The sequence below is a fragment of the Tenacibaculum larymnensis genome (assembly GCF_028829235.1).
Taxonomy (GTDB): Bacteria; Bacteroidota; Bacteroidia; order Flavobacteriales; family Flavobacteriaceae; genus Polaribacter; species Polaribacter larymnensis.
In genome coordinates this window covers 57,853-82,616 of sequence record NZ_JAIWJY010000006.1, presented here as the reverse complement: position 1 = coordinate 82,616, position 24,764 = coordinate 57,853, and the positions used below count along the sequence as shown (strand labels likewise).

General features: G+C 29.4%; 12 protein-coding genes and 3 tRNA genes. 12 read left to right on the top strand and 3 right to left on the bottom strand.

What is annotated here, in order from left to right:
• Positions 1-4: 4 nt before the first annotated feature.
• Positions 5-1,243: a tetratricopeptide repeat protein gene (locus LCI24_RS10065; RefSeq protein WP_274640269.1), complete on the top strand. Its 1,239-nt coding sequence runs from the start codon at positions 5-7 to the stop codon at positions 1,241-1,243.
• Positions 1,244-1,312: 69 nt separating this feature from the next.
• Here the strand turns inward: LCI24_RS10065 and LCI24_RS10060 are convergent, their stop codons facing one another.
• On the bottom strand, positions 1,313-2,086 hold the full coding sequence (locus LCI24_RS10060; RefSeq protein ID WP_274640268.1) for a C40 family peptidase: 774 nt from the start codon (positions 2,084-2,086) through the stop codon (positions 1,313-1,315).
• Positions 2,087-2,111: 25 nt separating this feature from the next.
• Positions 2,112-3,287, bottom strand: a complete 1,176-nt coding sequence (locus tag LCI24_RS10055; protein ID WP_274640267.1) for an acetyl-CoA C-acyltransferase — start codon at positions 3,285-3,287, stop codon at positions 2,112-2,114.
• 207 nt (positions 3,288-3,494) lie between these two features.
• Between LCI24_RS10055 and LCI24_RS10050 the strand changes: the two genes are divergently transcribed.
• The 5 genes from LCI24_RS10050 (at position 3,495) to LCI24_RS10030 (ending at position 6,961) form a co-directional block, all read left to right on the top strand.
• The gene (locus LCI24_RS10050) at positions 3,495-5,537 is read left to right on the top strand and encodes an HD family phosphohydrolase (protein ID WP_274640266.1); all 2,043 of its coding nucleotides are present in this window, start codon (positions 3,495-3,497) and stop codon (positions 5,535-5,537) included.
• A gap of 91 nt (positions 5,538-5,628) precedes the next feature.
• A tRNA-Ser gene (locus LCI24_RS10045) sits at positions 5,629-5,710 on the top strand.
• Between the two features lie 25 nt (positions 5,711-5,735).
• Positions 5,736-5,810 (top strand) — tRNA-Pro (locus tag LCI24_RS10040).
• A 6-nt stretch (positions 5,811-5,816) separates the two neighbouring features.
• A tRNA-Arg gene (locus LCI24_RS10035) sits at positions 5,817-5,890 on the top strand.
• Positions 5,891-6,208: 318 nt separating this feature from the next.
• Positions 6,209-6,961, top strand: coding sequence for a ThiF family adenylyltransferase (locus LCI24_RS10030; protein WP_274640265.1), 753 nt, complete (start codon positions 6,209-6,211; stop codon positions 6,959-6,961).
• Positions 6,962-6,963: 2 nt separating this feature from the next.
• On the opposite strand, the gene LCI24_RS10025 is transcribed toward LCI24_RS10030, so the two are convergent.
• Positions 6,964-7,722: a response regulator transcription factor gene (locus LCI24_RS10025; protein WP_274640264.1), complete on the bottom strand. Its 759-nt coding sequence runs from the start codon at positions 7,720-7,722 to the stop codon at positions 6,964-6,966.
• 183 nt (positions 7,723-7,905) lie between these two features.
• On the opposite strand from LCI24_RS10025, the gene LCI24_RS10020 reads away from it, so the two are divergent.
• From LCI24_RS10020 to LCI24_RS09995, 6 genes are all read left to right on the top strand, one after another.
• The gene (locus tag LCI24_RS10020; protein WP_274640263.1) at positions 7,906-8,511 is read left to right on the top strand and encodes a hypothetical protein; all 606 of its coding nucleotides are present in this window, start codon (positions 7,906-7,908) and stop codon (positions 8,509-8,511) included.
• A gap of 131 nt (positions 8,512-8,642) precedes the next feature.
• On the top strand, positions 8,643-9,164 hold the full coding sequence (locus LCI24_RS10015) for a UpxY family transcription antiterminator (protein WP_274640262.1): 522 nt from the start codon (positions 8,643-8,645) through the stop codon (positions 9,162-9,164).
• Between the two features lie 152 nt (positions 9,165-9,316).
• Positions 9,317-9,976 carry a 4'-phosphopantetheinyl transferase family protein gene (locus LCI24_RS10010; protein WP_420802992.1) on the top strand — a complete coding sequence of 220 codons (660 nt, stop codon included), beginning with the start codon at positions 9,317-9,319 and terminating at the stop codon, positions 9,974-9,976.
• A 49-nt stretch (positions 9,977-10,025) separates the two neighbouring features.
• The gene (locus LCI24_RS10005) at positions 10,026-20,018 is read left to right on the top strand and encodes a non-ribosomal peptide synthetase (RefSeq protein WP_274640260.1); all 9,993 of its coding nucleotides are present in this window, start codon (positions 10,026-10,028) and stop codon (positions 20,016-20,018) included.
• A gap of 43 nt (positions 20,019-20,061) precedes the next feature.
• On the top strand, positions 20,062-21,378 hold the full coding sequence (locus tag LCI24_RS10000; RefSeq protein ID WP_274640259.1) for a KamA family radical SAM protein: 1,317 nt from the start codon (positions 20,062-20,064) through the stop codon (positions 21,376-21,378).
• 28 nt (positions 21,379-21,406) lie between these two features.
• Positions 21,407-24,655: a condensation domain-containing protein gene (locus LCI24_RS09995; RefSeq protein WP_274640258.1), complete on the top strand. Its 3,249-nt coding sequence runs from the start codon at positions 21,407-21,409 to the stop codon at positions 24,653-24,655.
• The last annotated feature ends 109 nt before the right edge of the window (positions 24,656-24,764 follow it).

Here is a 24,764-nt window from a genome sequence, read left to right as displayed (position 1 = left end):
AAAAATGAAAAATCAAATTTTAGCCCTTTCTTTAGGATTAATGTCGTTAGGGGCGATTGCTCAAAAATCAGAACTTAAAGCTGCTGAGAAGGCTATAAAAAAACAAGATTTTACTACAGCATTAACTACCCTTAACGCTATTGAGGGTTCTTTAATGATGAACGGTGAAGATAAATATAAGTCTAAATTCTATTTCTTAAAAGGAAAAGCATTAGCTGCTAAAAAAGATTACAAAAAGGCAGGAGAAGCTTTGAATGCTTTAATAGCAATGAAAGAAAATAAGTATACAGATGAAGCTAAGCCTATCTTAAATCAAATGATTCAAGAAGTTTCAAAAAAAGCAGTAGACTTATATAACAATAAAAAAGATTATAAGGCTGCAGCTGAAGACTTCTATTTGACATATGTATTAAGTCCTACAGATACCTCTTTTGCTTATAATGCAGCAGTTTCTGCTACTCAAGCTAAAGACTATGATAAAGCAATTGAGTATTATAGAGAGTTGCAAAAAATAGGTTATACAGGTGTTGAAAAACAATATGTAGCTACTGATAAGGCAACAGGAAAAGTTGAAAGCTTCGGTAATGATAAAGCTAGAAGAGATTTAATGGTGAAGTCAGGAAGTTATGTGAAACCAGATACTAAATCTTCAGAGTCAAAATCAGCAACAATTGTTAAAAATGTAGCTTTAATATTAAAAGAGCAAGGAAAAACTGACGAGGCTATTGCTGCTTTTAAAGATGCTCGTGCTTCTAATCCAAAGGATTTAAATTTAATTTTAAATGAAGCTCAACTTTATGTTGATATGGGTAAAATGGATAAGTTTGGAGAGTTGATGAATGAAGCAGTGGCTTTAGATCCAGAAAATCCAACTTTATATTATAACTTAGGTGTTGTAAACTTCAATGAAGGAAGAGTAGATGATGCTAAGAAGTATTACACTAAAGCAGTTGAGTTAAAGCCAGATTATGCTGATGCTTACATGAATTTAGCAGTAGTGGTTTTAAATAAAGAAAAAGCCATTGTTGAAGAAATGAATAAAAACTTATCAAACTTTAAAAAGTATGATGAGTTAGCAGCAAAGCAAAAAGAAGTTTATAAAGAAGCTATACCATTCTTAGAAAAAGCTGACAGTTTAAATAGAAATTTACAAACTGTTAAAACTTTAATGAATTTATATGAAGTTTTAGAGATGAGTGATAAGGCTTCTGAATACAGAGAGCTGTATAAATCAATGCAATAAAAAACATTCAAATAAAGAAAAAACCGAAACTTTAAAGTTTCGGTTTTTTTTATGTTATAGGATTAGTTTTTAATCAACTAAACGTTTTATAACTCTAAGTTTGTGGGTGTGTTGTTGTGTGTCAACATTATAAATACCGCTATGGTCTAACTTGTCAATACGAACTTTTCCATGAGCATGTATAATATTGTAATCATTCATAATAATCCCTACATGAGTAATTATACCTTCTTCATTATCAAAAAAAGCTAAATCACCGGGTTCGCTCTCTTCAATAAAGCTCAATACTTCTCCTTGAGTTGCTTGTTGTTTAGCGTCACGAAGTAAGTTATATCCACATAATTTATATACAGTTTGGGTAAAACCTGAACAATCAATTCCAAAAGGTGATTTTCCTCCCCACAAATAAGGAACATTTAAGAATAAAAAAGCAGTTTCTACAATTGCAGATTTAGCCAGTTTACTATTACATACTTTGCCCTCATATAAAAAGGAAGTGTTGTTAATGTTTATTTTATTATTCTTAAATAACGGAAGACGAGCTCCCATAGGAATAGTCGTTAAGTTGCTATTATTATCAGTAATAAAATCAATTAATTCACCAGCATAGTGCTTTTTCTCTTTAGATAAAAGAGTATGTGTTTCTTCTGAAATTTCTTCGTATTGTTTATTGTCGATGTATCCCTCATAATTATCAAAAGCTAAACGGATTCTACTCCACTTTTTAGATTTTTCTAAGACTTCAAAATGTTCACCAAAAACAACTTGATTCACCATTTCTGAAGCATCAGAAGGTTCTAATCGAAGAGGAACAATACTCAAATTACAAATTCCGAAAGACATCTACTAATAGGAGCTTTTAAAACAATTAAACTCTTTCAATAACCATTGCACTAGCACCACCACCACCGTTACAAATTCCAGCAGCACCAATTTTAGCATTGTTTTGTTTTAAAATAGAAGTTAAGGCAATAATAATTCTAGCTCCAGAAACTCCTAACGGGTGTCCTAACGAAACCGCACCACCATTTACATTTACTTTGTCAGCTGATAAACCTAAAATTTTCATGTTAGCTAATCCAACTACAGAAAAAGCTTCGTTTAATTCGAAATAATCAACATCATCAATAGAAACTCCAGCTTTAGCTAGGGCTTTTGGTAATGCCTTTGCAGGAGCAGTTGTAAACCATTTTGGTTCGTGAGCAGCATCAGCATAACCTTTAATTTTTGCTAATGGAGTTAACCCTAATTCAGCAGCTTTTTCAGCAGACATTAATACTAATGCAGCACCACCATCATTAATAGTAGAAGCATTTGCAGCAGTTACTGTACCTTCTTTTGTAAAAGCAGGACGTAAAGCAGGAATTTTATCCATTTTTACGTTTTTATATTCTTCATCTTCAGAAAAAATAATAGGTTCACCGCGACGTTGAGGTATTTCTACTGGAACAACTTCATCAGCAAATTTACCTTCACTCCAAGCTTTAGCAGAACGGTTATATGATTCAACAGCAAACGCATCTTGATCTTCTCTTGAGAATTCATATTCAACAGCACATTCATCAGCACAAACTCCCATAGCTACTTGCTCGTAAGCATCAACTAATCCGTCCTTTTGCATTCCATCTTCCATTTTAATAGGTCCAAATTTAGAACCTGTTCTAGCGTGTTGATAATGTGGAATCATACTCATGTTTTCCATACCTCCAGCTATAACAATTTCTGCATCACCTAAAGCAATAGTTTGTGCAGCTAACATTATAGACTTCATTCCTGATGAACAAACTTTGTTAACAGTAGTACAAGGTACAGTATCAGGAATTCCTGCAAAGATTGCAGCCTGACGAGCTGGTGCTTGTCCTAAACCTGCTGAAACTACATTACCCATAAAAACTTCCTCAACCATTTCTGGTTTTAAGTTAATTTTATCTAAAGCTCCTTTAATGGCTACAGCACCTAATTTTGGTGCAGGTGTAGTTGATAATGTTCCTAAAAAACTACCAATTGGAGTTCTTGCAACCGATACTATTACTACTTCTTTCATGTGCTACTATTTGTTAATTTTTATTTATCCCAATAACCAAAAACGACTAAAATAATAAAGCTGTTAAGTGCTTAATAATTATTTTTCTACTATTGATTTCATGTATTGGGTGAATTGTATTAAGATTTGTTTTGCGAAAATAACCATTTTATAACAAGTACTCAAATAATAGAGAAAGGTTATATTTACATTTTATAAACATCAAAAATGAACGATTTAATCAACAGACTGTACAAGAATAACACGATAATTTACAAAGTATTGTTGTTCTTAATAACAGTAATTGCCATAGTATACTTGTTTCCTAAGGGAGGACAGTTTAAGTATGATTTTCCACAAGGAAAACCTTGGCAATATGATAATTTATATGCTCCTTTTGATTTTGCCATTCAAAAAACTCCAGAAGAAATAGCAGAAGAGAAAAAGGAACTTGAAAGTGGATCAAAAAAATATTTTGTAGTCGATACTTCAATAAAAACAGAAGTACTACGTTCATTTACCAATCAAGTTACAAACCTAGATTCTTTATCAAGTAGCGCAGCCAGAGACTTAATAAAAGAAGGAGAGAAGCTTATTAATAGAATATATCTGTACGGTTTTTTAGATGATGCAAGTATTGATAAAGCTAGTGTAGGAGATGCGGTAGTGTTGCGAAAAGGAAATTCTATAGATGATGTTCCATTTTCAAGATTGATACAATCAAAAGATATTTTAAGTTTTTTAAGAACCAATACAGAAGGACTTCAGTATTATAAACAACGCTTGCTTGTTAATTACTTGTCAAGCAACCTGCGTCCTAATGTAAGGTACGATTATAAGTATAGTGAAAAGGAGTTAAATGAACGTTTACAAAGTATTTCTTACGCAAAAGGAAAAGTCTCAAAAGGAGAATTAATTATTTTAAAAGGAGACATTGTTGAAGGAAGAAAGTATAATGTTTTAAAATCATACGAAGTAGCCTCAAGTTCCAGAATCTGGACAAAATCAAATTATTATTGGATTGTATTTGGGTATACAATTTTAGTAGCCTTGGCATTACTAATGTTATTATTGTTTCTTGAAAGATATAGGTTTGATACTTTTAATGATAATAATAAAGTAACCTTTATTTTCTTCAATATATTTTTAATGATTTTTGTGCAAACTATGGTGGTAAAATACAATTCAGATTACCTATATGTTGTTCCGTTAAGTATTTTGCCAATTGTACTTAAAGCTTTTTTTGATGCTCGATTAGGTTTGTTTACCCATGTACTAACAGTGTTACTATTAGGGTTTATTGTGCCAAATAGTTTTGAGTTTATTTACTTACACATTATTGCAGGAATAGTAACCATATTAACGGTTTCTGAACTATATAAACGAGCAAGTCTATTTATGTCTATAGGGCAAATTACTTTAATTTATATGGTTACCTATTTTGCCTTTTCCATTTTAAAAGAAGGAAATGCAGATAAAATAAATTGGATGTACTTTGGTCTATTTGCTGCCAATGGGTTGTTATCGTTCTTAGCAGTGTTTTTTATCTATTTTTATGAAAAACTATTTGGGTTGGTTTCTGATGTAACATTATTAGAACTTTCTAATACAAATTCAAAGTTGTTAAGAGATTTGAATGAAAAAGCACCAGGAACGTTTCAACACTCTATGCAGGTAGCTAATTTAGCTGAAGCAGCGGCTAATGAAATAGGAGCAAACTCGATGTTGGTGAGAACAGGAGCATTGTATCATGATATAGGTAAAATGGCAAATCCAATGTACTTTACCGAAAATCAATCTACGGGAGTAAACCCACACAATGATTTATTACCAGTAGATAGTGCACGTATTATTTTAGATCACGTAATTAACGGTATCGAAATAGCAAAAAAGCACAAGCTGCCAGATAGAATAATAGACTTTATTCGTACACACCACGGAACAAGTGTTACTTATTATTTTTATAAGAAAGAAGAAGAGAATAATCCAGATGTTGATATTCAGAAGTTTCAATATCCAGGGCCAATTCCATTTTCAAAAGAAACAGCAATTTTAATGATGTGCGATGCAGCAGAAGCAGCTTCTAAAAGTTTAAAAAATCCAACAGCACAATCGATAGATATATTAATTGATAGAATTGTAGACAAGCAAAAAAGCGATAATCAGTTCATAAATTCAGATATTACTTTTAGAGAAATAGAAAAAATAAAAAAAATTATTAAGAATAAGTTAATGAATATCTACCACTTACGAGTTGAGTATCCAGAATAGGTATTTTTTTTATCAAAAAAGTTTGTAGAAACGTATATATAGTTATACATTTGCACTCGCAATTTTTAGTTCACGCTTCGGCAAGAATTAAGGAGAGGTGGCAGAGTGGTAATGCAGCAGCCTGCTAAGCTGTCATCCTTCGGGATGCCCGGGTTCGAATCCCGGTCTCTCCGCTAAAAATTTATAGATGACACTAATCGGGGTGTAGCGTAGCCCGGTCATCGCGCCTGCTTTGGGAGCAGGAGGTCGCAGGTTCGAATCCTGCCACCCCGACACAATGGTCGCGTAGCTCAGCTGGATAGAGCATCTGCCTTCTAAGCAGACGGTCACAGGTTCGAATCCTGTCGCGATCACAATAAGCCTTACTAGTTTTAGTAAGGCTTTTTTGTTTTGTAAAATATATGTTTTACGTTTTGTGTTTAAAATTAAGTAGCTATTAGAGTTTTGTTAATTCAAAAGTTATCAAAAAAATATCAAGTCAACTTAATTTATAGATATGGTATTAAAACTTAATTGTTAATGTTGTGTTAATTGTCGGAGAGGGTGTGATTATAATATTGGTTTTTAGTTTTTTAATTAATAATAAACTTTTGTTTGAAAAGTAAAAAACTACCCTTTTGTTTAGGTATTTCTTTTTTTGATAACTTATTTTTGTAATAAAATTAACTATGATGAAACATAGGTATTCCAGAAATAGGTTATACTTAAATCCAAAAGAACAAGAGCTAATTAAAGATTATCCAATTTTATTGGGAGGGGCTGGTATTGGAAGTATAATAGCAGAATGTGCATTGCGTTTTGGATTTGAAAATATAACAATAGTTGATGGAGATCATGTAGAGGACTCTAACTTAAATAGACAAAACTATACTGAAGGTGACGTGTCAGTTAATAAGGTTGAGGCCATAAAAGCGAGACTTAAGTCCATAAACAGTAAGGCAAATATTAAAATCCATAATTGTTTTTTAACAAGTGATAATGTTGAAGAATATATTAAAGGGCATAAAATAGCGATTAATGCATTGGATTTTTCTTCAGATGTCCCTTTACTTTTTGATGAAATTTGTCAAAAAATGGATATTCCTGTTTTACATCCATATAATTTAGGCTGGGGGGGGCTAGTAACAATTATTTCTCCTAAAGGATTATCGTTAAACTCTATTGCAATAAAAGGGGAAAACTTTAATGAATTAAACGTGGTGGAATATGTTTCTAGCTATATGAGATTTTGGGGGAAACCTCAGGAATGGTTAGAAGATATTATTTATAAATTTAAAAATGAAAGAGAAAAACTGTCACCTCCACAATTATCGGTTGGCTCATGGGGTGTAGCAGGAATGTGTACACATATACTTTTTAATATAGCTACACAAAGGGAAGTTAAGAGCTTTCCTGAGTTTTACTTATCTTCATTAGAAGGTTAAAACTAAATTAGTTTATTATTAGTAGCATATACAATTGCTTCTGAAATATTTGCGACCTCTAATTTTTCAAACAACTTTCTTCTGTGGAATTTTACAGTGTCAGGAGAAACATACATTGTTTCAGCCATTTCATTAATGGTAAAGCCTCTTACAGAGTATCTTAAGATTTCTTTTTCTCTATTAGATAACTCTATTTTTGTTTCTACTTTCCAAAAATCACCCTTTAAATCATATCTAAAAATTTTGTTTTCGCCTTTTTTAGATATTCTAATATTTCCAGAGTTTTGCTCATTGGAAATTGAGATTATACAAATAGCTTTCCATATCTTCCCTTCATTAGTAAGAAATAAAGGAGTAAGTTTTTGGTTAATTAAAAGTACTTTACCTTCTTGGTTTTTCAGATGAAAATCGTAGGAAATAGAATGGTATATTCTCTCTTCAATCGGTATTTTTTCATAAAAGTCAAAACCAATAGTGTTTATTTTTAGTAGTAGTTCTAAATCTTCAGGTATTACATAATTAAAATAAAAAAGATACCCCATTTCTTTGACCTCTTCTGCAGTATGACCGCATAAAAAGAGAGGGTTTTCCGAAACGAATTCGAAACCTTTTTTTTGATAATCAATTACATAAATACTCTTGTAAGTAGTCCTAGCAAAAGCTTTAATAGCTTCTGCATAATTTGTAGTCTGTTTTTTCTCTTCATCAGAAACATTGTATACAGTGTTTCGTGATGAAAAAAAGTCATTCACGTCATTCATAGATTAGGGGGGGCTTAGACCCCAAATAAAGTAAATAATTTAGTAATAAGCAATACTTTTTTTTTAAATGTAAATCTATTTCTATTTGATCTCATAAATTCCTGTATCTACTACTATTTTGTGTAGTGAGTTGAAGACTTTAACTAGCTAGCTTTGAGCGAGGAATAAAAAATTATAATACTTATGAAGAATTATTTAGAAAGGTTATCAACTAGTGAGGTACTAAGTTTATCAAAATTTGTAGTTGAAGAAAATTTTAATCATCACGTAGATGGAGATGAAAAAAAAAAGATAGAAAAAGATATTTTATCTGTTTATCAAGAAGAGGTAAAATACATTGAAAACTCTAAAATTTTTGTTTGTAAAGATGATAATGGTGGTATAACAGGAGCTATACGAGTTTTAAGATGGAATTATATAGATAAGTTACCAATTGAGAATATTTTTGGAATAAATCCTTTATTGGTTTTAGAAGATAAAGAACTACATGAAATATGGCATATAGGACGTTTTGCTATAAAAAAAGGAGCTAAAGATCCTAACTTATTTAAAAAATTAATGGTCTGTGCAATATCTCCTGTATGTAGTCATGAAGGCAATATAGCTTTTGCAGAATGTGATAGTAAGCTATTACGTATACTCTCTTTATTAGGAATTAAACATAAAGTAGTAGGGGAGCCTATTAATTATCTAGGGTCAGAAACCATACCAATAAGCTTGCCTTATAGTGGTCTTATAGAGTTTTATGAGAGAAATAAATATCTAATTTCCGATAATAAATTATTGTAAAAATGAAAACTACCCTTTAGTGTAGTTCTTCCCCTTTTTTTGAATACTATATTTACGCCGTTCTAATTAAAAAGATAAATTAAATCCCTTGTGATAGGGAGAAGCGAAGCTGTGTTTCGTGTTTAAGTATTATGATGAAATTTGATTGTGGTTGGTACGTACTATATGTTAAGTCTTGTTGGGAAAAAAAAGTACATGAATCATTGAAAGAAATTTCTTTGGAATCTTTTTTACCACAAGCAAAAACAATTAGACAATGGAGTGATCGAAAAAAGGTAATAATGAAGCCACTATTTCCTTCTTATGTGTTTGTTTACATTAATTCGTCTCTAGGATTTCATAAGGCACTGTCAGTAAATGGTGCTTTCTCTTACATCCGTTTCGGAAAAGAATATGCTAGAGTTCAAGAAAAAGAAATTAATCAAATAAAGTTTTTAATTGGAAATGAAAATGTTAAAGGGGTAGAAGTAACCACTGAACGTCCTAAAGTTGGTGAGATTAAAAAAATTACTTATGGTCCTTTAGAAGGATTAGATTGCGAGGTAATAAAAGTATCTAACGTTAACAAAATCATCGTAAGAATAGATTCATTACAGCAAAATATTATGGCAACTGTTCCTCTAAGTATCTTATCTGAATCGTTAATAAAATAAAATACCTTATAAGAAACTTTAACTGTTAAATATAAAAAGGTGTTTAAAATGCTATATTAAGTATGTGAAATTTATTTACATACTTGTAAGCTAAAACAGCTAGTATTCTCTTTTGAAAAACAGTTAAATAAGCTTTAATTAACTATTAAAGATTGCTTTTACTTTATTCTAAAATACAAAAAAATAAACACGATGATCTGTTAGGCACTTATTTAAATTCTTTTCCCAAAAAATATAAAGAAAGATTATTAAGGTACCAAAGATGGGAAGATGTCCAATTATCTTTATTAGGGCGGTTATTAATAAAACAAGGACTGTCTTATTTTGATAAAAAAGTAGATTTTGAAAATTTGATGTTCACAGAGTATGATAGGCCTTATTTTCAAGATAATGATGTGCAGTTCAATGTCTCACATTCAGGAGAATTAGTAGTTGTAGTTTTTACAAATAAGTTTGTAGATATAGGTGTTGATATTGAGAAATCACATGATGTAAAAATATCAGAGTTCAAGGAACAAATGACTTTATATGAAGAGCAAAAGATATTTAACTCAGAGTCTCCTCTAGAAGAGTTTTTTAAATATTGGACACAAAAGGAAGCAGTTTTAAAAGCAACAGGGAAAGGATTGTCAGTTCCATTAAAATCATTTGAAATAAAGAATAATAAGACTAGTGTTGAAACTAGAACATTTTTTGTTTTAGAGATAGATTTACAAAAAGAATATGTATGTCATATTTCCCAAAGTAAAAAGATTAACAATAAGGAGGTCACAGTTAAGGAAATAAGTGTTGAAGAGTTTCTTACTCTATAAAATAGATTTATTTCATAGGCTATTAAAAAATATACAAAGTACATTGGATATGATCAAGCAACATATAGTAAATGATTATTGGTTTCGAAAGATTGAAGAGGTTGGTATTGTAAATGATTTAAGTTTTAAAGCAAACTCAGAAATAGAAGAGGTTATAAATTTAAATAAGATAGCATACTTCCTTAAAATTTCTAACTCTAGTGAGCTTTTAGAGTATACACTTTTGCAAAGTGTATTTAATGCTTTGTTAAACCGTTATTTTGAAGTTCAAGGGCTAATATCAACTACAAGTTTAAAAGAAGGTTCTTTATTATTCTTGTCACCAAAGAAAAACGAATCAAAAATTTTTAAAGAATACCTTAATGAAGTTAAAAAAGAAATTCAGGAGGTTAATAAATATTCTAATCTTCAAAAAAATGTTTTTTTTAGAGAGGCAGTAAAAAAATCTCTTTATTCCTTTAGTTATAATAATTGGGTTCCAGACTCTTATTTAAAGCAAGTTCCATTCAATTTATATGTAGAGAATACTAATCAAGGGCTCTTTTTAAGAGTTTTCTTTGATTATAACTTTGTAAGTGAAACCAAAGTTCATCGTTTTTTAGAATCTTTCAAAAATTGGCTAATCAATTTAGAAAGTTATATAGATAAAGAAATAAGATGTATTTCATTAGTTTCAAGTAATGAACGTTATAAAATATTAAATGACTTCAATAATACATTTTTAGAATATGATAAAAATATCGATTTAGTAACTCTTTTTGAAAATCAAGTTTATGAAAGCCCTGAAAAAATTGCAATTAAATTTAAAAAGAAAGAGATAAGTTATCAATCATTAAATAATGAAGCTAATCGTTTTGCAAGGTTTCTTATTAGAAATAAGGAAATACAAAAAGGTGATTTAGTAGGGGTAAAGCTAGAAAGAAATGAAAACTTATTGATTACAATTTTAGGAGTTTTAAAAGTAGGAGCAGCTTATGTACCTATTGATATTAATTACCCTAAAAATAGAGTAGAGTATATTCAAACTGATAGTAAATCTAAATTAATAATTGACAATGTTATTTTAAATCAGTTTGTGAAATGTAAAGAGGATTTATCGTCAGAGAATTTAAACCTTGAATTAAACTGTCACTCACTAGCTTATATTATTTATACTTCTGGAACTACAGGTAACCCTAAAGGGGTTAAGATTACTCACTTTAATGCCGTAGCTTTAATAAAATGGGCAGAGTTGGAGTTTGATAGCTCTAAATTTTCAATAGTTTTTGCAGCTACATCACATTGTTTTGATTTATCAATTTTTGAAATGTTTTTCACCTTATCGATAGGTAAAAAAATAAGGTTACTAAAGAATGCTTTAGATATTAAGAAATATTTGAAGGAATCGGAACAGATTTTAATAAATACTGTGCCTTCTGTAATGAGGAGTTTAATCAAAGAAGAGGTAGATTTAGATAATGTGAAGGTTATTAATTTAGCAGGAGAAAAGTTTCCCGTTGATATTGCAGAAGAATTATTTCAATATAACCATATTGAAGTAAGAAATTTATACGGTCCATCAGAAGATACTACTTATAGTACAGCATATAAACTTTTAAAAAATACATATAAAACAATTCCTATTGGGAAACCTATAGCAAATACAGAGGCATATGTTTTAGATGATAATTTAGAAATAGTTCCAATTGGAGTAAATGGAAAACTATATCTTTCTGGGTATGGACTTTCTAATGGGTATTTGTATCGTGACGATTTAACTAATGAGAAGTTTATAGATAATCCTTTTAAGAAAGGATGTATGATGTATGATACCGGAGATATAGTAAGATGGACGGAAGATGGAATTTTAGAGTTTGTAGGAAGAAAAGATAATCAGATTAAAATTAATGGGTATAGAATTGAATTAGAGGAAATAGAAAATGTTTTTATTAAATATTCTGAAAAAATCACTCAAGTTGTTGTTAATTTAAATCAGGTGGATTCACGCAATATTCTTACTGGATATTATGTCAGTGATGATTTTTTTAACGAAGTTGAGTTAAAAGGATATTTTGAAACGAGAATTCCTTTATATATGGTGCCTAGTAATTTTGTAAAATTAGAGAAGATTCCTCTAAACTCTAATGGTAAAATAGATAAAAATGCTCTTTCAAGTTTGTCAATTGAATATAGTAAAGAAAGAGAATATATAGCTCCTAAAACTACTATAGAGCTAAAAATAGTGAAGATTTGGCAAGATGTTATAGGAGTAGAAAAGATAGGATTGAGTGATAGGTTTTTTGATTTGGGAGGGCACAGCTTAATGATCTATCAAGTCATAAATAAAATGCATAAAGAATTAAACCTGACTATTTCTTTCAAGGGATTTTATAAGAATCCTACAGTACAAGGTTTAATAAGTAATTCGAAACATCAGAATTTTTTAACTATTGAGACAGCCTCTAAGAAAAAGTATTATGATGTAACTGCTTCCCAATTAAGAATTTGGATGTTAAGTCAGCTAAATGATGCTGAAAAAGCCTATAATGTAGCAGCAGCTGTTAGGCTATCGGGGCAATTAAATATCCAAAAATTAAGTAATGCTTTTCAACAATTAATAGACAATTATGAAATATTAAGAACAGCTTTTATACTTGATGAAGAAGGACAATTAAAACAACATGTTTTAAAGGAGAAAAAATTTAATTTAAATGTAATTGATTTTTCTTCAAAAAAATATAATCAAGATAATGAGGTAAACAACTATGTCCAAAATTTAGATGTAAATTACAATTTTGAGTTAGGAAAATTATTTAGTTGTTATCTTTTTAAATTGAAAGATTCAGAGTTCATTTTATATTTTTCAGCACACCATATTATTATAGATGGCTGGTCTTTGGAATTACTTATTTCTAAAGTTTTAAACAATTATGAAGATTTCAAACAAAAGAAAAAATCAGTTAATAAACCTTTAGAAATTCAATTTAAAGATTATTCAGAATGGTTGAATAAAAATATATTATCTGGTTTTCAAAAAGAAGAAGAATATTGGCTTCAAAAATTTAAGAAAAGTTCGCCTATACTTGAATTACCAAGTTTTAAAAAGAGACCTTTAAAGAAAACATTTTCAGGAAGACAAACTCATTCTGTAATTGAAGAGCCTTTATTAAGAAGTTTAAAAGAATTTTCTAACAATAACAAGGTTACTTTATTTATGACTTTAATGTCAGCGATAAAGGTTTTACTTTATAAATATTCAAATCTGTCAGATATAACAGTTGGTATTCCTATTGCAGGAAGAGAACATCTTGCCTTAGAGAATCAGTTGGGACTTTTTGTAAATACACTAGCAATTCGTTCAAGTTTTAATGGACAAATGAGCTTTCTTGAAATACTTGATATAGAGAAACAAGAATTGTTAGAAGCTTATAGTAATCAAAACTATCCTTTTGATTTATTGGTAGAAAAGTTAGATATAGAAAGAGATTTATCAAGATCACCTTTGTTTGATGTTATGGTGGTATTGCAAAATCAACAGCAACTTTCGAGTTTAAAGAGAGAGGTAACGGAATCTTCCTTGACTGTAGAAAATTACCATATCAATAGAGATGTAGCTCAATTCGATATCTCATTTATATTTTCAGAGAATGAAGAAAAATTGTCTTTAGATGTTGATTATAATACAGATATCTATGATCAAGAGTTTATTCAACGAATTCATACACATTTTAATACACTTTTAAATGAGGTTATAAATAAAGCTGAAGAAGTTGTTGATTCAATTTCTTTATTAGTTGAAGGAGAAGAAAAAGAAGAACTACTCTCTATGAGTCAAAGCTCTGTAATAAAACAAAATTTTGACTGTAATGCTCTAGAACTATTTGAAGACAAAGTTCAAGCGAATCCAAATGGAATTGCAATAGAATATAAAGAAAGAAAAATAAGTTATAATGAATTAGATATTTTATCTAATGAATTGGCTAATTTTTTGTTAAGTAAAACAAATATCAGTGCAAACGATATTGTAATAATTTCATTAGAAAGAAATGAATGGCTTATAGTATCAATTTTGGCTGTATTAAAAACAGGAGGAGCATATTGTCCTATTGATCCAGGTTTTCCAGATTTAAGAAAAACCTACATAAAAGATAATACAAAGTCAAAAATAGTCTTAGATGAGGTCTTATTAAATGAATTTTTTGAATTTAAAGATAAGGTTAGTTTAGCCATAAATTATAGGATTACTTCACAAGATCTAGCATATGTTATTTTTACTTCAGGATCTACTGGAACACCTAAAGGAGTGATGGTATCTCATGCTAGTTTAACCAATTTCTTAGAGTTTTATAATCTTGAAAAATCCAGAACATCATTAACATGCAATTTTGTTTTTGATGTATCAGTAATGGAAATATTTTCAGCAATCACTTCAGGAAGTACTCTTGTTATTCCAGAGAAGCATATTGTTATGTCTCCAAGAGAGTATGCTTCTTTTCTTTATGAAAAGGAAATAAATCATTGCTATATACATCCTATGCATTTAGAAGAAATAAGTGTGAACTTATCTTTACATGATAAGTTATATTTAAAAAGAATACTTATTGGAGTAGAGGGAATTAAAAAGGAGGCAATACAATGGTATTTTGATAAAAATATTAGGATAATTAATGGTTATGGCCCTACTGAGGCTACTATTTGTTCTAGTTTTTATGAAGTGGAGGATATTGATAGTATTATCACAGCAAATTTGCCAATAGGTATTCCTTTACCAAATTATCAGTTATTAGTTCTAGAAGAAAATACAAATGTGTTAGTTTCCAAAGGAGTTATTGGTGAACTGTGTATATCTGGAATAGGTTTGGCTAAGGGATATTTAAACGACTTAGAACTAACAAATAAAAAGTTTCAAAACCATCCTTTTGCAGAAGATAAAAAGATTTATAGAACAGGAGATTTAGTTAGATGGCTTCCAAGTGGCAATCTTGAATTTATAGGAAGACGAGATCATCAAGTTAAAGTTAGAGGGTATAGAATTGAATTAGGAGAGATTGAACATGCTTTGCAAAAGCACCCCAATATTAAAAGGGCAGTTGTTCTTGTAAAAGAACAGGGAGATATTAAAGATATTGTTTCTTTTATTGTAGGAGATTCTTTACCAATAAATGATATAAGAGAGTTTTTAAGCAAAAGGCTAGCTAATTATATGCTACCAACGTATTATGCTTTTATTGATGAAATACCTCTAACAATTAATGGAAAGATAGATAAAAAACTATTGTTGGGTATTGAAAACCTTCAGAAAAGTACAACCGAATATATTGCTCCAACTACTGAGTTAGAAACTAAACTAGTAAAAATTTGGGAAGATATCCTGGAAACAAAAAACATTGGAATTACTGATAATTTTTTTGAACTAGGAGGACATAGTTTAAAAAGTGTTAAGCTTATTAATAAAATAGAAAAGGAATTAAATTATCACATTAAAATAAAGGAAATATTTGCTTTTCCAACTATTAAAGAATTAGTTACTAAATTAAGAGAGAAGACTTATGAACCAATCAAGAAGATATTACCAGATTCTTTAGTCAAAGTTACTCCAGCACAAAAAAGACTTTGGGTTTTAAGTCAGTTTGATAAAGGGGCAGAAGCATATAACATTCCAGGGATTTTAAAATTAGAAGGTACTTTAAATGTTGATTTTTTGAAAAGATCAATTTACAAAGTAGTTGAAAGACATGAGAGTTTAAGAACTTATTTTGTTAATTATGATGATGATATTTATCAAAATGTTATGCCTTATGAAGAAATTAAATTTGAGATAGATTATTTATGTTTTCAAGATAATAAAAGCATAAATACCCTAATAGAAAAGGTGAGTTCTAATAGGTTTGAGCTCTCAAAAGCTCCGTTGTTAAAATTGTGTCTAGCCTCAGTTTCAGAAAAAGAACATTATTTAATATTCAACCTTCATCATATCATAGGAGATGGTTGGTCTATGGAGGTTTTTATAAAGGAAATAACTAAGTTTTATAATGAAGATCAGAATGAATTACATTCTTTAAATATTCAATACAGAGATTATGTTTATTGGTTAAACCAACAAGTTTTAAATAATGAATTTGATAATTTAAAAGAATATTGGTTAAATAAATTTGCAAAAGGTGTTCCTGTTTTAGAATTACCTACTTATCAAAAAAGACCAATAATTAAAACATATAATGGGGATAGGGTTTATCATGAGTTTTCAGAGGAAGTTGCTAATAAATTAGAACTTTACTTAGCTAAGAAAGAAGTAACATTATTTATGTTATTAATGGCTGGTTTAAATGGTGTATTATCTAGATATACAGGACAAACGGATATAGTTTTAGGAACTCCTGTTGCAGGAAGAGAGCATCCAGATCTAGAGGATCAAATAGGTTTATATCTAAATACTCTAGCCATTAGAACAAGTTTTGATATGAATCAGACTTTTGAAGACTTGTTAAGAATTCAAAAGGAAAATTTAATAGAAGCATACGAACACCAGTTTTATCCGTTTGATACATTAATAGATGAATTAAAGTTAGAAAGAAATCCAGCAAGGTCAGCTTTATTTGATGTTATGGTAGTTTTACAAGATGAAGTAAGTTCTACTGGTAAGTATGATAGTTTAAGAGGAGGTGTAAAAGTGTCTCCTGTAATAACGGACTATAGAAAAACGAGTCAATTTGATATTACATTTTCTTTTATTAATTCAATTAAGGGACTATCTGTTGTAATTGAATACAATACTGACTTGTATACTGAGAATTTTATTAAGAAGTTAGGCGAACATTTAGATAATTTTTTAAGGTATATCATCAATAACTCAAATACTAAACTTAACGAAGTAAATTATTTATCCGAAAAAGAAGAATATGAACTAATTTCTGAGTTTAATAACACAAAATCCGATTATCAGGAAAATAAAAATATCGTTTTATTATTTGAAGAACAGGTTACAAACTTTCCCAATAATACGGCTTTAATATTCGAAGATAAATCCCTTACTTATTTAGAGTTGGATGAGTTGTCCACTCAATTATCAAATTACATCTTGAAGAGTTATAAGGTTGAGATAGAGGGCTTTATAGGAGTTAGGCTAGAAAGAAGTGAATGGTCTGTTATATCAATATTAGCAGTCTTAAAATTAGGAGGAGCTTACGTACCAATAGATGTTAACTATCCTCAGGAAAGAATTGAATATATAGAGAAGGATACTAATTGTAAACTAACAATTAGCGAAGAAACAATATCAAGTTTTTTAGTTTCAGATAAGGTTTCCAAAAAAGTATATAGAGATATTTCTTCGTCAAATTTGGCTTATGTTATGTATACTTCAGGCTCAACAGGTAAACCAAAGGGAGTTATGATCCCTCACAAAAGTATTATGCGTTTAGTAAAAGAATCTAATTATTATTGTTTTACTGAAAGTGATGTATTACTTTCAACAGGGGCTTTTTCGTTTGATGCAACAACTTTTGAGTACTGGGGGCCATTACTAAATGGCGGAAAACTAATTCTCAGTTCAAGAGAAAAATTACTAGATTCAAATACATTACAAATTTTAATACGTCATAATAAGGTAAATGTTATGTGGTTTACATCTGGTTGGTTTAATCAATTAGTGGATGATCATATTGATGTATTCAAAGGACTTTCAACTGTTCTTGTGGGAGGAGAAAAATTATCTTCTGAGCATATTAAAAAAGTACGTTCAAAGTATAGTAGTTTAAAAATTATCAATGGGTATGGTCCAACAGAGAACACAACTTTTTCATTAACTTATGATATAACTGATGTAAAAGAGAATATTCCCATTGGTTATCCAATTAACAATAGTACCGCATATATATTAGATGTATCAGGTAATTTATTACCAAAAGGCTGTGTAGGAGAAATATATTTAGGAGGTGATGGACTTGCAAATGGTTATTTAAATTTTGACAGTTTGACAAAAGAAAAGTTTGTAACAAACCCATTCAATCCTAAAACTAAATTATATAAAACTGGAGATTTAGGAAAAAGACTACTTGATGGAAGTATCTGTTTTGAAGGAAGAATTGATAGTCAAGTTAAGGTAAGAGGGCATAGAATTGAGTTAGGAGAAATTGAGAATGTACTGTCTTCTTTTCCATATATAACTAATGCCGTTGTCATGTTAGATGATTTTAAAAGACAAAAAGTTATTGTGGCATATTTGACGACTCCTAATAAAATTGAGGTTTCAAAAATAAGAAGAGATTTAAAAGAAACTCTTCCAGGTTATATGATTCCCAATTATTTCATTTTTATAAATGAAATTCCCTTAACTCCAAACGGGAAAGTAGATAAAAAAGCGTTACCAGTAATTAATGAAGAGTTTGAGGGAGGTATTAAAGAGAAGCCAGAAAATGAGACAGAAAGGAAGGTACAAAATATATGGGAGTCAGTTTTAGGGGTAACAAATATTGGTGTCGATAGTAACTTTTTTGAACTAGGAGGACATAGTTTAAACGCTGCAAAACTAATTAATGAGTATAAGAGAGTTTTCAAAGTAAAATTATCTATGAAATTGATTTTTACTCATACCAGTATCAGAGAACAAGCTGAATTAATACTAAATACATCTAAGCTTGTTGAAACAAAAATACCTAAAGCAATTAATGCAAAATTGTACCCTGTAACTTCAAACCAAAAAAATATTTGGATTGCAAGTCAATATAAGGAAGGGTCAAAGGCTTATCATATGTCTTTTAACTTTGAGGTTACAATGAATGCTGAAAAGCTTGAAAAGTCTATAGAAGAAGTAATAAAGCGATACGAAATTTTACGAACTGTTTTTGTTGAATCAGAAGAAGGAGAAATATATCAAAGAGTTTTAACCTTTGAGGAATTGAGCTTTGGAATAAACCATGAAGATTATAGGTATTCTTCAGATATCTTAAGTTGTGTAAATGATTATGTTTCAAAAGAAAATGAACTATTATTTAGTTTAGAGTCAGGTCCATTAATGAGAGTTTCAATGTTAAGGGTAAGTGACTCTAATTATATACTATACGTAAATATCCATCATATAATTTGTGATGCTTGGTCTATTGAAATCTTGATAAATGAAATATTGAATGAATACAAGGCTGGAGAAGAAAATTCAATTTTAAAAAGAAAAGAATTACCAATACAGTTTAAGGATTATTCTAGTTGGAAATTAAAACAAGATATTAATTATGAAGAAGAACTTAGGTATTTCTGGACAAATCAATTTCAAGGAGAATTACCTAAAATAGAATTGTCAATATCGAATAATCGACCAAGGATAAAAACATATAATGGAGGGATTTATTCAGGAGTTTTAGATACAAGAAACTCTGAAAAAGTATTCAACTTTATAACAAATAAGGAGGTGTCTTTATACATGCATACTCTTGGTGTATTACAAATTTTGCTTTATAAATATTCATTACAGAATGACATCATAATTGGTAGCCCAACAGCTGGTCGAGGTCATTTAGATCTAAAAGACCAAATAGGTTGTTTTATAAATACGATGGCTATTAGGTTAAGATTTGATGAAAATGAGCTTTACAGAACTAGCTTAGAGCGAATAAAAGATTCTGTATTAAAAGCTCAAAAGTATCAAGACTATCCATTTTATAAATTATTGAATGATATTCAGTATGAAAATGATCCATCTAGAAGTTCATTGTTTGATATAATGCTAGTTATGGTTCAAAGTGATATTACAGAGAAAAAATTTCCTTTAGAAAATTCAGTTCTAGGTCAGGTTACTAACCAAAAGGTAAGAAGTAAAGTAGATTTAACCTTTTTTATTAAGGAAAGCAATGGGGTAATTGAAACTCAAATAGTTTATAATTCAGGCTTGTATACTAATTCTGTTATAAAAAAACTGTATGCTGAATTTGAAACTTTATTAATATGTACTTCAGAAAAAAATAATCAGACAATAGGTAATTATGTAGATGAAATTAGAGAACCATCTGAAAAAGAAGAGCAAAATAAGTTTACAGAATTGCTTAATGAAGCTTTAGAAGAAGACTTCTAGAAGAAAAATAATTAATAAGAAATCGATAAAATATACTTTACAAATGAGTAATAATATACACAAGTATCAGGCATGGAGTTTACCAAATTTTTTAAAGATTCCACAGGTAAAAACATATCTTTCAGAGGGTGAGATTAAAGCAATCAGAACGGTAGGTAGTGTATTGCCATTTAAAGTAAATAATTATGTGATTGAAGAATTAATAGATTGGAACAATATTCCGAATGATCCAATTTTTCAATTGACATTTCCGCAAAAAGAAATGCTTTCTGAAGAGCATTATAAGATAGTTTCTGAAGCTATTGATAGTAATATGAATAAGCGTGAAATGATTGAGCTTATTAATGGAATAAGAAAAGAGTTAAATCCACATTCAAGTTCTCAAGTAGAAAATATACCTCTTTTGGATGGAGTACCTTTAAAAGGTATTCAGCATAAGTATAAAGAAACAGTATTGTTTTTCCCAAGTAATAGTCAAACATGCCATGCATATTGTACATTTTGCTTCAGATGGCCACAATTTGTTAATCTTGATGCTGTAAAATTTGCGATGAAAGAAACTAATCTATTAATTAAGTACATAGAGAATAATAATGAGGTAACAGACTTGTTATTTACGGGAGGAGATCCAATGATAATGAAGGCATCAATTTTTAAAAGATATTTGGAACCAATATTGAAGAATAAAGTAGGAAATCTACAAAATATAAGAATTGGTACTAAAGCTCTTGGATATTGGCCATACAAATTCTTGACGGATGATGATGCAGATGAAATTATAGCCTTGTTTGAAGAAATTATAGCCTCTGGTTATAATTTAACTATTATGGCACATTTTAATCACCCTAATGAATTAAAAACTACAGCGGTAAAAAATGCTATTAAGAGAATACTTTCAACTGGAGCTCAAATACGAACTCAATCTCCTATCATGAAATATATAAATGATTCGAGTGAGGCTTGGGAGGAGATGTGGAGAGAACAAGTAAAATTAGGGTGTATCCCTTATTATATGTTTTTGGCTAGAGATACAGGAGCTCAATCTTATTTTGCAGTTACTTTAAATGAAGCTTTAGAAATTTACCAAAATGCCTATAGAAAAGTTGGAGGGCTCGCTAGAACCGTAAAAGGACCAGTTATGTCTGCAAACCAAGGGAAAGTTCAGGTATTAGGGGTTAATGAAATAAATAATGAAAAATTATTTTCCTTGCGTTTCAATCAAGCAAGAAATCCTAATTGGGTTGGTACACCTTTTTTCTCAAAATATAATGAAGAAGCTGTTTGGTTAAATGATTTAATCCCAGCTTTTGGGGCTGAAAATTTCTTTTTTGAAAAGGAATATTTACTTCAAAATATTTAATACTCATTAGAATAAATTATATAAGAAAATGAATAAGAAAGTAATTCATAAAGTATTTGAAAATATTGTAACCAAATTTCCTTTAAATATTGCGGTAAAAACAGAAAATAAATCACTTTCATATTTAAAATTAAATGAGTTAGCTAATAAATTAGCTCATACTATAAATTCACTAAATATTGATGATAAAGGTATAATATCTGTTTTGTTCGAAGAGCGTCTTTATCAATTAATATCTCTTCTGGGAATTTTTAAAAGTGGAAAAATATACCTACCATTAGATAGTAAATATCAAGAGAAACATTGGAAGGAGATGTATAAGCTAGCTCCTAGAGTAATGCTTACATCGAATTTAAATCATAATAAAATAAAATCTTTTAATAAGAAATTAAATTATCAAATTCCATTTATTATTGATTTGTCTTTAGACAAAACTAATGAGTTAAAAATTACATTATTTAAGTTAGTAAATGATGAGTATCATCAAGAAGACTTGTGTGTAGAAGAAAAATGTTATAACCCTGATTTTGATATTGATGGAGAGGATTCCAGTTATGTTTTCTTTACTTCAGGTTCAACAGGTACACCTAAAGCTGTTTTAGGGAAACATAAAAGTTTAAGTCATTATATCCATTGGGAGTCAAAAGAATTAAAAGTCAATGAAAATGATAAATTAGGTCAAATTATATCTTATTCTTTTGATGCTTCTTTAAAAGATGTTTTTATTTCTTTAATAAATGGAGCAACATTATGTATTCCTTCAGAAGAAACAAAACAAGATACATTAAGGTTAATTGAATGGATGTTAAAAGAAAAGATAACTTTAATGCATATGGTTCCTACTATGTTCAGGCTTCTCACAGGAGCAGGGATTGAAAAAGAAGGACAAATAAAAGAGTTTCCGAGCTTAAGATATATATTACTTGCTGGAGAAAAATTGTATAACAAAGATATTTTTAACTGGAGAAAGTTTCATGGAAATAAAACAGAAATATATAATTTTTACGGAACCACTGAATCTACAATTTTAAGTACTTACTATAAAATAGGAAATGAATTAAAAGGGAAGTTGTCTGATGTTTTATGTGTTGGTAAACCTATCTCTAACACAAGGGTGTTGATAGTGAATAGTAAGAATGAAATATGTAGAATTAACGAAAAAGGAAGCATTTACATTAGAACTCCTTTTTTATCTAAAGGGTATTACAATAATGAAAAGCAAACATCAGAGAAGTTTATTCAGAACCCTCTTTCGAAAGAAAAGGAAATAGTATATGATACGGGAGATTATGGAATGTATAATGAAGAAAGAGATATTGTAATCTTAGGAAGAAAAGACGGAATGGTTAAACTAAATGGGGTTAGGATTGATGTGAACTCCATTGAAAAAATAATTCTTGAGATAGAAGATGTTTCTATGGTAAAATGTATGGTTTTTAAAGAAGGAAGTATAGATGCAGCTTTAGTTTGTTTTTATAAATCTGACTATACAAAAGAAGGAATTGTCAAAGATTATTGTTCAAAGTTTTTATCGTTATACGAGGTGCCATCTATGATTTTTAAACTAGATGAGTTTCCAATGACAGCTAATGGCAAGGTTGATGGACAAGGTTTGTATGAAAGTATTTCAGAAAGAGTAACAAGAAGAGAAATGATTGAGCCTAAGACAGAAATTGAAAAAGTTTTGGTGAAATTATGGCAAGAAGTACTGGTTATAGGAAATGTAGGAATTAATGATAATTTTCTCTTTTTAGGAGGAAATAGCATTAAGCAAATACTTTTAAGAACAAGGATAAAAAAAGAGTTTGGAGTTGCTATTTCAATAGAGGAAATCTTTCTCAACCCCACAGTACATGAACTAGGCCAACTTTTGGAAGATAGAAAAAAGGAACATAGAGTAAAAGTAATTGATAGTATTCCAAAATTAGAAGAAAATAGAGAAGAAGGATATATTGTATCAAATGAACAAATGAGAATTTGGGTAACGTCTCAATCAGAAAAAGAATCAATAGCCCATAATATGCCTCATACATATAACATTGAAGGGAAATTAAATATAGAACTATTTAAAAAGGCGTTACAACAAGTTGTTAACAGACACGAGGTATTGAGAACATCATTTGAGCTTAATAAAGAAGGAGATGTAGTGCAGAAAATAAATGAAGATATAGATGTTAATTCTATATTTTCTTATAATAGGCCAGATGATACAAATACATCACTTATAGATAAATCTATAGCAGATTTCGCTGAGACATTATTCAATTTTGAGCAAGCACCTTTATTTAGAGTAATGCTTATTCAACTAGATGAAACAAAGTTTAAACTTTGTACAGTAATGCATCATATTATAGGCGATTATACTTCGGATCAAATTCTAATTAAAGAAATTGTTAGTTTATACATAAATTATAAAGACAACAAAGATATTGATCTAACATCTCTAAAAATTCAATATAAAGATTATGCTAGTTGGATAAAGAAACGTATACAATTAAATGAATTTATTAAGGAGAAGGAATTTTGGAGTAGTAGTTTAAGAAACATAAAAAGACAATCTAAATGGTACAACACTTCTGAAGAACAGAGCTTTAGAGGAGCATACGTTATAAGACAATTATCAGAAAAATTAGTTGTAGATATTAAAGAGTTATGTTTAAAATATAATTATAACTTAATGGGGTTAATGTCTGCAGCTTTAGGTGTATTAGTCCATAAAACTACTTCTCAAAAAAATGTAGTTATTGGAGTTCCGGTAAACTTAAGAAACCATCCTGATTTATTAAATCAAGTAGGATTATATTTAAACTTACTGCCATTAAATGTAACAATTAAAGAAGAAGATTCTGTTAAAGATTTAGTAAAAGAAACTCTACAAAAACAGATAAAAATGATAGATAATTCTTTTTATCCTTTCGACTTAATTGTAGATGATTTTGAACAACAGAATAAAGAGAATTTGATTGATAGAATAGATGTTTATGTAAATTACATTAATCATGAAGATTCTAATATAAATATTGAAAATCTAACTGTTTACCCAGAGGTTAGAAGAAACAAAAAGAGTAAATTCCCTATCTGCTTTTATATAAGTAATTACGGAGAGTCTATTTCCTTTAGAATAGAATACCAAGTAAATATATTTAGCGAAACAGAGATAGAAAAGATAGCCAACCGATTTATTAAATGTCTAGAAGAGTTTACCTACTCATCAAGTAAAAAGATTGGCAAAATAGATGTAATAGATAAAGAAACTATTCCTTCTTTTAGTTTTTAAAAAATATATCTAAGTTACTATTCTTAGATATAGTATTCGTAAATCCATAAACAATATTATCAACCTTGTTATCCTGACATTTAGAAATGTTAGGATAAGAATGGTTGTA